The sequence below is a fragment of the Alteromonas algae genome (genome assembly GCF_049117195.1).
Taxonomy (GTDB): Bacteria; Pseudomonadota; Gammaproteobacteria; order Enterobacterales; family Alteromonadaceae; genus Alteromonas.
This window is the reverse complement of record NZ_CP185260.1, coordinates 704,479-716,612: the sequence shown is the minus strand read 5'-3', so window position 1 is coordinate 716,612 and position 12,134 is coordinate 704,479. Positions and strand designations below refer to the sequence as shown.

At 44.8% G+C, this 12,134-nt stretch carries 10 protein-coding genes; 5 read left to right on the top strand and 5 right to left on the bottom strand.

Translation table 11 applies throughout. The annotated features are described in order from the left end of the window. Nucleotides 1-38 precede the first annotated feature (38 nt). From ACOJRU_RS03185 to ACOJRU_RS03165, 5 genes are all read left to right on the top strand, one after another. The gene (locus ACOJRU_RS03185; RefSeq protein ID WP_421133609.1) at nucleotides 39-518 is read left to right on the top strand and encodes a hypothetical protein; all 480 of its coding nucleotides are present in this window, start codon (nucleotides 39-41) and stop codon (nucleotides 516-518) included. Nucleotides 519-608: 90 nt separating this feature from the next. Further along, nucleotides 609-2,177 (top strand): AMP-binding protein, encoded by a 1,569-nt coding sequence (locus ACOJRU_RS03180; protein ID WP_421133608.1) that lies wholly within the window; start codon nucleotides 609-611, stop codon nucleotides 2,175-2,177. A 137-nt stretch (nucleotides 2,178-2,314) separates the two neighbouring features. Beyond that, nucleotides 2,315-3,472, top strand: coding sequence for an FIST signal transduction protein (locus tag ACOJRU_RS03175; protein WP_421133607.1), 1,158 nt, complete (start codon nucleotides 2,315-2,317; stop codon nucleotides 3,470-3,472). Then, nucleotides 3,469-6,738, top strand: coding sequence for a PAS domain-containing hybrid sensor histidine kinase/response regulator (locus ACOJRU_RS03170; protein ID WP_421133606.1), 3,270 nt, complete (start codon nucleotides 3,469-3,471; stop codon nucleotides 6,736-6,738). The genes ACOJRU_RS03175 and ACOJRU_RS03170 overlap by 4 nt, the downstream gene beginning before the upstream one ends. After that, a complete protein-coding gene (locus ACOJRU_RS03165) occupies nucleotides 6,731-7,819 on the top strand; it encodes a response regulator (RefSeq protein ID WP_421133605.1) in 1,089 nt (362 codons plus the stop codon). The genes ACOJRU_RS03170 and ACOJRU_RS03165 overlap by 8 nt, the downstream gene beginning before the upstream one ends. Nucleotides 7,820-7,865: 46 nt before the next feature. Here the strand turns inward: ACOJRU_RS03165 and ACOJRU_RS03160 are convergent, their stop codons facing one another. Genes ACOJRU_RS03160 through ACOJRU_RS03140 form a run of 5 tightly spaced genes read right to left on the bottom strand, consistent with a single transcriptional unit; the run spans nucleotide 7,866 to nucleotide 12,133 of the window. Then, nucleotides 7,866-9,191: a tetratricopeptide repeat protein gene (locus ACOJRU_RS03160; RefSeq protein ID WP_421133604.1), complete on the bottom strand. Its 1,326-nt coding sequence runs from the start codon at nucleotides 9,189-9,191 to the stop codon at nucleotides 7,866-7,868. A gap of 5 nt (nucleotides 9,192-9,196) precedes the next feature. Further along, nucleotides 9,197-9,805 (bottom strand): energy transducer TonB, encoded by a 609-nt coding sequence (locus tag ACOJRU_RS03155; RefSeq protein WP_421133603.1) that lies wholly within the window; start codon nucleotides 9,803-9,805, stop codon nucleotides 9,197-9,199. A 3-nt stretch (nucleotides 9,806-9,808) separates the two neighbouring features. After that, nucleotides 9,809-10,216, bottom strand: coding sequence for an ExbD/TolR family protein (locus ACOJRU_RS03150; protein WP_421133602.1), 408 nt, complete (start codon nucleotides 10,214-10,216; stop codon nucleotides 9,809-9,811). Between the two features lie 31 nt (nucleotides 10,217-10,247). Next, nucleotides 10,248-10,766, bottom strand: a complete 519-nt coding sequence (locus ACOJRU_RS03145; protein ID WP_421133601.1) for a MotA/TolQ/ExbB proton channel family protein — start codon at nucleotides 10,764-10,766, stop codon at nucleotides 10,248-10,250. Nucleotides 10,767-10,768: 2 nt separating this feature from the next. Then, on the bottom strand, nucleotides 10,769-12,133 hold the full coding sequence (locus tag ACOJRU_RS03140) for a MotA/TolQ/ExbB proton channel family protein (RefSeq protein ID WP_421133600.1): 1,365 nt from the start codon (nucleotides 12,131-12,133) through the stop codon (nucleotides 10,769-10,771). Nucleotide 12,134 lies beyond the last annotated feature (1 nt).

The window sequence follows — 12,134 nt, the reverse complement described above, 5'->3', positions numbered from 1 at the left end:
TGGTATAAAAATCTGGACTACTCATTAAGGAACGCGTTATGCGAGTTATACACACCGTATTGATGTTTTTACGCGCGTATTTACCCGCGTGGCTTACGACCTACCTTGTCGCCAGCATCCTGCATACACAATTCGTTTTGCTCAATCTTGTACAACTTAACGTCGACATTGCCCCACGTAAATGGTTAATGACCACCTTTGCGGATATTCAGGGCCTACTTTTACTTTATGGTAGTGCCATTAGCGCAACGCTCCTCATTGCGATGATTGTCGCTAACTGGCTTACAACAAGACGACACTGCAGTTCTACCGTTCGCCGCTTCATCTACGTATTGGCCGGTGCGGTTGGGATGTGGGTTATGCTCGCAGCTATGCAGCCAATTCTCAATGTAACACTTATTGCAGGTGCCCGTTCAACACTAGGCGTTATTATGCAATGCGTTGCCGGTGGGCTTGGTGGTTTTGTCTTTGCCGTATGTCACAAACCGCAAGATAGAAGCAAACCATCATCGCTATGAATGCGTACTTATAAAGTAAATATTATGTTAATGAAAAACGACTTTTGTTACCTTATCGATAAATTGAATGAGCATTAGGAAAATTGCGCTATGATTTCTTACCCAGATAACGTTGGTTCTCTAGCAGATTATATTGAGTCTGTGCTTCAAAAGTACGCCGATAAGCCCGCATATACAGCCCTTGGACAGACGCTAACGTTCAAAGACATTGATGAAAAATCGTCAGCCCTTGCTCGTTATTTTATTCATACCGCTAAGCTGCAAGCAGGCGATCGTATTGCTATCCAACTTCCAAATCTAATTCAAAACCCTATTGCGGTGTATGCGGCCCTTCGAGCAGGGTTGGTCGTTGTAAATACCAACCCGCTGTACACCGAACGCGAAATGAAACACCAATTCACAGACAGTGGCGCAACGGCGCTGGTTATTCTTAGCGACCTAATGCCTAAGTTTGACGCGATAAAAGACGATACCAGCATAACTACCGTCGTTGCGACATCTGCAACGGAGCTCTTAGACGCCGCGACGGCGCCGAATCTAGCTAATACTGTATCGCTGTCCGGTGCAATAGAGGAAGGTAATAATCTACCTACATTCGACCGCGCGAAAATCGAGATTGGATCGTTAGCCATGCTTCAATATACCGGGGGGACGACCGGTGTGTCTAAGGGCGCTGCACTGAGCCATGAAAACGTACTCGCTAACTGCATTCAAATGCTTGACCGAATTGGGGCTGAGTTTAAAGACGGCGGAGAAGTGGTAGTGTGCCCGCTCCCCCTTTATCATATTTATGCGTTTACGGTATGCATGATGGCCTTGTTCGCCAAGGGCAGTCAAATTTTGCTTATTCCAAACCCACGTGATATCGATGGCTTTATTCAAACCCTTAAACCACACGCGATAACGGCATTCGCTGGCATTAATACCTTATTTGTTGGGTTAGGTCGCCACCCTGAATTTGCTAAACTCGATTTCTCTAAATTACATTTAACCATGTCAGGCGGAACGGCACTTACCCAAGGGGCTGTCGCAATTTGGAAAGATGTCACAGGTAATACTATTACCGAGGGATACGGGCTATCAGAAACCGCGCCAGTGGTGTCGTTTAACCTTCCAGGTAAAGAAGAAATCGGTTCGGTAGGCTTGCCGTTAGCGGATACCGAAGTGGCGTTACTTGATAGCAACGACGAGCCTGTTGGTGAAGGTGATTCTGGACAAATCGCTGTTCGTGGGCCCCAAGTAATGATGGGATATTGGAATAGAGACGATGAAACGGCAAAGGTCATGACGCCGGATGGATTCTTCAAAACAGGAGACATCGGCATACGGTTAGCATCTGGTGCAATCAAAATTGTTGACCGTCTTAAAGACATGATTCTAGTTTCTGGCTTTAACGTCTATCCAAACGAAGTAGAAGACGTACTTACGTCTCATCCTGACATTGTCGAGGCCGCGGTAGTAGGCAACCCTGATGATAAAACCGGTGAACGGGTTTGTGCCTTTATAACGGTGAGTAAGCCGATTGAAAACGATGCCGTGGTTGCGTTTTGTAAAGAGCAACTCACCAACTATAAGGTACCTAAATCAATAACGGTGCTTGAAGAACTCCCCAAATCGACAGTAGGAAAAATTCTTCGCAGAGAGTTAAGAAACGCATAATATCGGTGTTTCATCACTCAAATTGCATAAATACACAATTAAAACGGCTTATTTCGACCAAAGAATAAGCCGTTTTGTTTGCCGCCAACGTCAATCCACTTTATAACTATACTTACTAATAACCTCTCGGCTTTGATATGCAGGTAAGTACTTATCACGTTAACTCACACCACGATCTTGATGCATTACGTGCAGCGGTATCTCAAGACGCTGACTTAACCCTTGTCTATGCGTCTCCCCTTTTTTTTGAAAACGATGACACGCGGGAAATATTGCTTTCACAAACATCGCCGATAGTAGGCTGTAGTAGTGCTGGAGAAATTTACCAAGATAAGGTTTACGATTACAGTGCGGTTATAACAGTAATTCGATTCGATCAAGACAGCAGTTGCCGTATAAACGCTACCTACATCGATACCATGTCTGAGAGTTTCGAAAGTGGTAAACGTGTCGTATCTAAGCTGGCCTCAGACCAACTAAAAGCGGTATTCTGCCTCGCGCCGGGATTGGATATCAATGGTTCAGCGTTAATCAAAGGAATGTCTAGTGTTCTTTCGCCGCAGGTAGGCATTAGCGGTGGACTGGCAGGTGACAATGCAGCATTCAAACAAACCTATGTTTTTTGTAATGGTAAAATTAGCCAACGTATGTGCGTTGCTGTCGGGTTTTATGGGCGTAGCTTATCGCTAGATTACGGGGCATTCGGCGGCTGGCGATCGTTTGGGCCCGCTCGGCAGGTAACCCGCTCAGAAGACAATATTGTCTATGAACTAGACGGTATCTCAGCACTCGATTTATATAAAAAATACCTCGGTGATTACGCCAAAGATTTACCCGCAAGCGGGCTGCTTTTTCCATTTGAAGTGCTTACTGAAAATTTACAAGCATCAGGTTTAATACGCACTATTTTAGGTGTAGATACGTTAAATGATGCACTTATCCTTGCCGGTGACGTTGAACAAGGCACGTTCTTGCGACTCATGCACGCCTCTACCGATGATCTTGTCGACGGTGCCGAAATTGCAGCACAAGAAGTCGTGTCTCAGCTTACTAAATCTAGTCAACACGATGACCCACAAAGTATTGCGCTGCTAACAAGTTGCATTGGAAGAAAGCTAGTGATGGGCGAGCGTGTAGATGAAGAAACAGAAGCCGTTAGCGCCTTTTTGCCACCTAACACCCAAATGTGCGGTTTTTTTTCTTATGGCGAAATGAACCCATTTAGCGCAAACAGTAAAACACGATTACACAATCAAACCATGGCCATAACCCTACTACGAGAACGTCACTCGTGAACAAGTTATTACGTAGGCAATTAAAAAAAGCGTTCAATTTAAATAGCGAACGTGAACTTGAGGCATGGTTAAGTGAGTTAAATGGCCAATCAGGCACGGCGTTGGACCAAGCAAAAATAATGGAAGGGTTTGTGTCCTTTATTAATCGTGTCGATGAAACATACCAGTACCACGAACGAGATATTACGCTGCGAGATCGCAGCCTTCAGCTGACATCAGAAGAATTAATTGAAGCAAACGAAAAAATCAGAGAACAAGTTACGCACCAGAAACAAGTCATCGATACGCTACGACATTCGGTAAATCAGCTGTTGACCGAACAAGGGAAACCAACGATTAACGATAGCCTCACCAACATTTCTCAACTGTCTTCAATGGTCCTTGATTTAATAAAGAAAAAACAACAAATTGACAATGAATTGCTCGTTCAGCGCCATGCAATGGACAAACATGGCATCGTCGCGACCGTCGACATAAACGGTACTATTCTTTCGGCCAATAACAAATGCTGTCAACTTTCCCAATTTGAGCGTGATGAACTGATAGGCAAAAACTTATCTATTTTCCGCGTTAGAAATCTATCTATCCATGTTCAAGTAGGCATTTTAAAGAAGTTAATCAAAGGTGCTATTTGGAATGGCGAACTTCACAGCGTAACCAAACGTGGTACACCGTGGTATGTGTCAGCCACTATTGTTCCCATACTTAACGAAGAGGCACTTGTCGAGCGGCTAGTTGTTTTATGCACTGACATTTCAGAGCAAAAACGATTAGAAGAGCGACTAGCTGCAAGACAGCACTTTTTTAAGAGCATCACAGATAGTATCGGCGAAGGCGTGTACGCCGTAGACGGCAATGGAACAGTACAGTTTTTGAACCCTGAGGCACGTAGGTTGCTGGGCTGGGAACTAGAAGACTTAAAATATCAGATATTTCATGATGCGGTGCATTATCAACGTAGCGACGGTACTTTGTTAAAATCTGACGAATGCTTAATTCGATCAACAACCAACAATGGCAATGTTTACCGTTCAGAAACCGACTTTTTTACGGATAAAAGAGGGCATTTATTTCCTATTTCAATTATTGCTGTCCCGCTATTAGATCGAAATGGAAACCCTGATGGTCACGTGGGCGTTTTCAACGACATCAGCGAACGAAAAACAACGGAAAGAAAGCTGCAATCAGCCTATCTAGAGGCAGAAAAAGCAAGCAAAGCAAAAGGCGATTTTCTTGCCACCATGAGTCATGAGATTCGTACCCCCATGAATGCCATCATTGGCCTTACCCATCTCGCGCTTGAAGCTGATACCGTTGAGCAAAAGCAAGTAAATCTTAAAAAAGTGAAAAACAGCGCTGCGACCTTACTTGATCTCATTAACGGTATTCTCGATTTTTCAAAAGTAGACTCAAGTCAAATTAGCGTAGTAAAGGAAACATTCAACCTTGCGTCTTTACTTGGGAAACTATCGCAGATGTTCCAGCATAAAGCGCGAGACAAATCACTTCATTTATTGTTCGACGTTAAATGTAATTCAAACAGCGAATGCATAGGAGACAGCGACCGGCTTTACCAGGTGTTGGTTAACTTATTAAGCAACGCAATAAAGTTTACCGACGAAGGGTTTGTTAAACTCACCATCGAAGTCAATCATAATGACATAACGTTTAGTGTGAGTGACTCAGGCATTGGTATCTGTGAACAAAGCCTACCTTTTTTGTTCGATGCTTTTGTGCAGGCAGATGCTTCAATTTCAAGAAATTATGGCGGTACAGGGTTAGGCTTAGCCATCAGCAAAAAATTAGTATCAATGATGGGCGGTACACTCTCAGTCGACAGTATTGAAGGTAAAGGAAGTCGTTTTTGTTTTAGCGTTCCTGACATGTTTACCTCGGCGGCGCCATACCCAACGCTATCATTAGAAAAGCCTGTGTTATGCATAAGTGCTGAACGAAATATGACTGAAACCGTTCAGACCTTAAAAGGCGCCCTTTCACGGCTAGCCGTTCCTTTTAACACGATTGATGCAAGGCATAATGCTTTGCCGGCATCTGACCAACCTGTCATTTTGCTGCTTGGTGACGACCAACTTGCATGGGATAAGATTATCAGCCACATCAAGTTTGGTGAGCTTGAAACCCTCAATATCGCTATTATTATTACGCCATTGAGCGATATGGAGGTTGAACACCGCTTAGGCAAATACCTTCACCCCAATATCGATATTATTGAGGCCCCATTTACTGATATTCAGCTTATTGACTCGCTGACTCTGTTGCAAAATGCCTCCTATGAAAAAAGAAAAGAAGGCCTAGAATCGAAAAAGCACAGAGAGAAAAGGTTGAAGGGTAAGCATGTTTTAGTGGTAGAAGACGATGACATTAGTCTTGAAATGACACAGCAAATTCTGTTTAACAGTGGGATGAAAGTGACATCGGCGAAAACCGGAGAATTGGCGCTAAAGTTATGTGAAAAACAACGTTTTGATGCCATTCTTCTTGATTGTATGTTGCCTCAGATGAGTGGCTATCAGGTATCTGAGCAACTATGCCAACAACCTTTTTTTACTACGCCGATTATTGCACTTAGTGCAAATATTTCTGATCAGACTAAGCAGAAAGGCATTGATGCAGGCATGTGCGCACAGTTAACTAAACCCGCCAAAGCGAAAACAATCCTTGAAACACTCGACTGCTATATCCATAACGGTTATCTCACTATCGCTGAGCCTTCGCAAAGTAGCGATTTTGAAAATAATATCTATCAGTTCTATATCAAGTATGGAAAGCCAGAAGTACTTGCCGCTTTGCTGACACTGCTTACCACAAAGCCCACCGATCAGAGTTACTTAGACACATTGTTAAACGATGCACATCATATTGGTGCACATACGCTCGAACGCAGCCTCATCACTATTCAAAGCACCGCTCACAACGGTGTTGATTACGCCAGTAACGTCGCAAACCTTTCTCAATCTTTAGATACGACACTTCGCCTTATTGCGCATACGCTTTGTGTCTCAAACAAAAACACGGAAGAGGGAGAAAGCAAAGAACTGCCATTAAACGAATTGGTAAATGTTATTTCAAGCTTAAGGGCCTATGATGCTGACGCGGGAAGCTTACTGGCAGATTTAGTCAGTAATTATTCAACCTCGCACCTAAGCCATAAACTTAATAAGGCACTACAACAAGTCAATGTTTATGACTACGACGGTGCAGTAGAGACGCTAGTAGTTGTACAGGAAAACATAAGCAATGAATGACCCACGTTTAAATAGGGAAACCCAGACGTTTAGTGTATTAATCGTTGACGATGAGCCCGCCAACATTGATATTTTGAAAGGGATATTATCGCCTTACTATCAGGTTAAGGTTGCCTCTTCTGGCCATGTCGCATTGCGCGTTGTGGAGCGTTTTACGCCTGACCTTATTTTGCTTGATATTATGATGCCAGGCATTGATGGCTTTGAAGTTTGCAAAAAACTCAAAGCGATGCCGACACTCGCCAACATACCGGTTATCTTTGTTACCGCATTAGGGCAAGGCGAAGATGAGGAAAAAGGGTTTACGCTGGGTGCAGTCGATTATATTACGAAGCCTATTTCCCCCCCTCTCGTGCTGGCAAGAGTTAAGGCCCATATTACCCTTGCTCATCAAATGCGTGTCACTGAGTTACAAGTGAAAGAACGCACCGCGGCACTACTGCGTAGTCAGCAAAGTGCGATAACCATGCTGGCAGCCGCTGGGCACTATAACGATAATGATACTGGACATCACATTTGGCGGATGGCGGCTTATAGTAAGTGTTTAGCCGTAGCGGCAGGATGGTCAGTGACCGGTGCCTCGATGTTGGCGCAGGCTGCACCTATGCACGATACAGGAAAAATCGGTATCCCTGACAGTATTTTGAAAGCCCCACGTCGCCTTAACCGTGATGAGATGACGATCATGCGTACTCACGCTGAAATTGGGCATAAAATATTAGCGCAAAGTGATACACCATTATTCAATTTAGCGGCTGAAATAGCACTATGCCACCATGAAAAGTGGGATGGTTCGGGTTACCCACAATCACTCACCGGCGAGGCAATACCGCAAAGTGCTCGTATCGTTGCCATTGCCGATGTATTTGATGCATTAACCATGAAGCGCCCCTATAAAAAGGCCTGGAGTGACGCTGATGCATTTGACTATATTGCCGAGCAGGCTGGGACACACTTTGACCCTGAGCTAGTCTGTCGTTTCTTATCAATAAAAGACGAAATTATTGAAACCAAACAATACTGGAACGCACTGGAGCAGCGAAATGAGCCCCCGCCGATAGAGGATGTATTGGCACTGTAGATACAAAAAAACGCCGCGATTGCGGCGTTTTTTATAAGCTTCTGGGTTAGCTTGCTCCTAACTCAACAGCAAGCCTATCAGCTTGCTGCTTTTCGCCTTGAACAAACTGTTTCCATTGCTGCGCCATCGCTCTGCTCTTTTGATGCTTTTCAGCTTCTGCTAGTTGATTCAGCGCCAACGCATACTGCTTCTTATTATAAAGCGCCATGCCTTTAATAAGGTAAACTAGACCAGGATTTCGCAAATCGCCTTTAGCTATCGCTCTGTCAGCCGCAGAGATTGCATCATCGAAGCGCTCTTCATTAAGCAGAATCTGCGCAAGCTGTGCGTCTAACTCACCGTCTTCGGCTAGTTCTGCTGCTTGCATCATTACAGGGATCGCTTTGTCTTGCTCTTTTGCGAGCGACCAGCTTTGCCCTAGGAACTTCAGGTTGCGCAAGTTTTTCTCAAGCACACCATTATTCATAGCCTGTTCCATTAACCGAGCGCCCTTAAACGGTGCTCTATGGTAGTAATAAAGCTGAGCTAAGTTAAAGACATCGGCACCCGTTTCAACAAACCCTTGCTGATACGCTGTTTCCATCATCGCCAGTTGCTTTCTTTCTTCGCCTAACTCACCATACATGCCTGCTAATTGCAGCCAATATTTAGGTTCGTTGTAAAGCTTAACCAATTTAATGAGGACGTCTTTTACCTTCTCAGGTTGTTTAAGTTCATAATAAACCGCACGCTGAAGAATTAACCACCCTTCATCGGGTATCATTCCTTCCGCCTCATGGTCTGAAATGGCTTGCGCTATCCACTCTGCAGCGTTTTCATACTGCTTACTTTGGTAGTAAGCCTGCGCTTTTATGACTTTATTTTTCGGTGGAATTTTACCGTTATTAAGGGCTTCCCAACGTTCAATATAAGTAATGGTATCGTCGTAATTACCTTGCATAAGGTTAAGCTGCGCTAAACTGAAAAGCGTTGTCATTTCGAATTTTTCAGGTATGGGCTGCTGCTCAACGACCTTAGCAAATGACGCTAGCGCCTGTTCATAATCTTCATTGTTGTAATAGATAAAGCCGAAAAAGTTATACATCATCGCTTTTTCATACGCATTCATCGAGTCTGACTTTTCCTCAACCTCACGTAAAATAGCGATAGCCTCTTCGACGTTGCCCGCATCATCGGCGGCTGATTGTGCGCGCGCAAGCTGCTCGTAAACCTTACCGCGTAGCGTAGGTACACGGCGGGTTTTCTTTTCACTGGCTTTGACTTCTTGCGCACTCGCATCAGAAGCAACAAGCATAGTCGGTAACGTGATCAACGCTGATGCAGCTGCAAACGTCAGTGCATATAGCAATCTACTCGCTTGTGTTTTCATCATGTTTTTTACCCGTCAATCTGGAATGAGATACGGTTTTGCACCCCAGACACTTCTGTTGGCTCACCGTTAACAACGCGAGGCTTATATTTGAACTTCATTGCTGCATCAACCGCCGCTTGTTCAAAAATACCCTGCGGGTTCGCTTCAACCACAATAGGGTCACGTACTGCCCCTTGCTTAGTTACCGTAAACTCAACAATAACAAAGCCTTCTATTCCACGCTGAAGTGCGCGTCTTGGATAGACAGGCGCAACCTTAACGATAGGTAAGTACTCACCATCACCCGACTCTAGCGACAGCCCACCTTCTAATGAGATGTCATCCCCTACATCTGCACCAAAGTCCATTGACGAGCCTTCGGCATTGGGTGTTGGGGAGTCCATCTGAGGCTGCTGCATCTGTGGCGGCGGCGTATCTGGCTTAGGTGGCTTCTTGGGCTTACGGTCTTTTTTCTCGACCTGCTCTTCTTGCTTAACCCTTACGAAGTCAAGCACACTACCTTTTGGCGGCTCAGTCAGGGCGCTGCCGCCCATCTTGATGAGTGATTGCATCAAGAAGAACAGGCCTAACGTGATCGCAAGAGATAGTGCGAATGCGATTAAATATCGTGGCATGATTTATGGCTCTTGCGCTGCAATCGAAACATCGTATACGCCCGCGGCACGCGAAGCGTCCATTACCTTAATTAAGGTTTCTGTTGTTGCTTTTTTATCAGCTTGGATCACGACCGTACCTTGGGGGTTTTCTGCGTGAAGGCGTTCGATGTTCGCTTGAACAGCACGAACATCAATACGGCGTTTGTTAATCCAAATCTCACCTTTATCTGAAATCGCAATAAGAATGTTAGCACGGTCCTTCTTTACGGCTGTTGCCGCTTCTGGACGGTTAACATCAATACCCGCTTCTTTAACAAAAGAGGCAGTAACGATAAAGAATATCAACATGATAAATACAACGTCCAACATGGGTGTCATGTCGATAGTTGCTTCTTCTTCATCAATTAGATTTTGAAAATGCTGCTTCATAATAATTACCTTACCTTAATGCAAACGAGCATTAACGTTGAATTGTCAATGCATCCTCAAGATGCGTGCGTTCTGATTTCACCATACGGGTTAGCCATGTAGCAGCAAATACGCCTGATAGTGCACCAACCATTCCTGCCATTGTTGGAATCGTTGCTTTCGATACTCCCGATGCCATGGAGCGAGCATTACCCGACCCAGAAATTGCCATCACGTCGAACACTTCAATCATACCCGTTACTGTACCCATCAACCCTAATAGCGGACAAAGTGCTACTAGCGCTTGTATAATTGGGATACTGCCATTTAAGCGCATGGTTAATTGCGAAATCGTTTTCTGACGAACCTGTTCTGCAATCCAAGAAGTACGGTCGGCACGTGCTGTCCACATTGCTACCGCGTCCTTCTTTGCTTGCTTGTGCCACACTAACAGGTACATGGCACGCTCGAGGATTAAAAGCCACATAACGAATATCAACAGACCGATGACCAGGAGAACCTGGCCACCTGTTTCTGTGAAATCGCGAATTGCTTCCAGAAACTCGATCATGATTAGCCTCGCTCAGCGCGCTCTGCAATAACGCCAGATGCTTGTTCTTGAAGGATATATACAATGTTCTTAGAACGAGTATTAAGCATCGCATAAAGTAACGTCATTGGAATCGCAACCACTAGGCCTAATACCGTGGTAACAAGTGCCGTAGAGATACCACCCGCCATCAATTTAGGGTCACCCGTTCCGAACAATGTAATTGCTTGGAAGGTGTTGATCATACCGGTAACCGTACCGAGTAGACCCATAAGCGGTGCCACCACAGAGATAATCTTAATGATTGTTAGGTTGCGACCTAGTTTAGGTACTTCGCCCAAAATGGCTTCAGTAAGGTGAAGTTCAAGCGCTTCAACGTCAGCATCTGGATGCTCGTCACGTACTTTAAGTACACGCCCCAATGGGTTAGTCGTTTTTACTTCTTTACTCTTAAGCTGTTTGTTTACTTTCATGCGGATAACAGAAAGACTAACGAGTCGCTCAAGCGCGAGTAGAAGACCAAACGCACCAACAATAAGGATTATGTAACCCACCACACCACCTTGCTCTACACGTTCTTGAAGGTTAGGCGCTTGAACAAGAAGGCCAAGAATTGAACCACCAGTCGGGTCGATACCAAACTGTACTAGCTCACCACTCGATACTTGAAGCTCTGCCGCTGAATCGTTGTAACGGTCAGCAGGTTGACGAATAAGCTCTGATACTGTGCCTGTTACGCCGTTGTACTCAAGGTATTTACCATCAGCAACGAGGGCAAATGGACCAACGCGTACTACGTCCTTTGACACCTTTTGGCCGCCCGCTTCAACCACGTTCGTAGTGAACTTAGTCACTTTACCTGACTCGGTCATTTCACGCTGCATTTCAAACCACACGCGCTCTATTTCTTCAATTGAAGCAAGTTTAGAGCTTGAACCCATATCTTGCGCCATCTTGTCTAAGAAGTCAGAACGACCCTGGATTTGCGCTGAAATAACAGAGTTATAAAATTTATTCTTAGTATCGCCAGCAATTTGCTGTAGTACACCGAACAATTCTTTCAATGAGCCCAAACGTGTATCAAGCGCACCGTTAAGGTCGGCCAGTTTAAATTCATTTTCTTCAAACTGCGTTTCAAGCTGCTCAGATTGAACCAACATTTGGTCACGCTTGGCACGTGTTTCACGAAGAATACGGTCTTGCTCGGCACGTTGTGCGGCGAAATCAAGCTCACGCTGTTTGTTTTGCTCTGATTGCGCAAATTGACCTTCTTCTAACTGCTTAAGAAGGGCATCTAAGTCCATGGCACGGTCGCTTTGTGCGAAAGCACCAACGCTGATGCTAAGGGCTGCTAGACCAACAGCGATACGTTTTACTGTGTTAAACATT

Excerpts from the sequence above, each read along its gene's own strand:
- ACOJRU_RS03185 (WP_421133609.1), top strand. The coding sequence starts at position 39 with ATGCGAGTTATACACACCGTATTGATGTTTTTACGCGCGTATTTACCC.
- ACOJRU_RS03180 (WP_421133608.1), top strand. The coding sequence starts at position 609 with ATGATTTCTTACCCAGATAACGTTGGTTCTCTAGCAGATTATATTGAG.
- ACOJRU_RS03175 (WP_421133607.1), top strand. The coding sequence starts at position 2,315 with ATGCAGGTAAGTACTTATCACGTTAACTCACACCACGATCTTGATGCA.
- ACOJRU_RS03165 (WP_421133605.1), top strand. The coding sequence starts at position 6,731 with ATGAATGACCCACGTTTAAATAGGGAAACCCAGACGTTTAGTGTATTA.
- ACOJRU_RS03160 (WP_421133604.1), bottom strand. The coding sequence starts at position 9,191 with ATGATGAAAACACAAGCGAGTAGATTGCTATATGCACTGACGTTTGCA.
- ACOJRU_RS03155 (WP_421133603.1), bottom strand. The coding sequence starts at position 9,805 with ATGCCACGATATTTAATCGCATTCGCACTATCTCTTGCGATCACGTTA.
- ACOJRU_RS03150 (WP_421133602.1), bottom strand. The coding sequence starts at position 10,216 with ATGAAGCAGCATTTTCAAAATCTAATTGATGAAGAAGAAGCAACTATC.
- ACOJRU_RS03145 (WP_421133601.1), bottom strand. The coding sequence starts at position 10,766 with ATGATCGAGTTTCTGGAAGCAATTCGCGATTTCACAGAAACAGGTGGC.
- ACOJRU_RS03140 (WP_421133600.1), bottom strand. The coding sequence starts at position 12,133 with ATGTTTAACACAGTAAAACGTATCGCTGTTGGTCTAGCAGCCCTTAGC.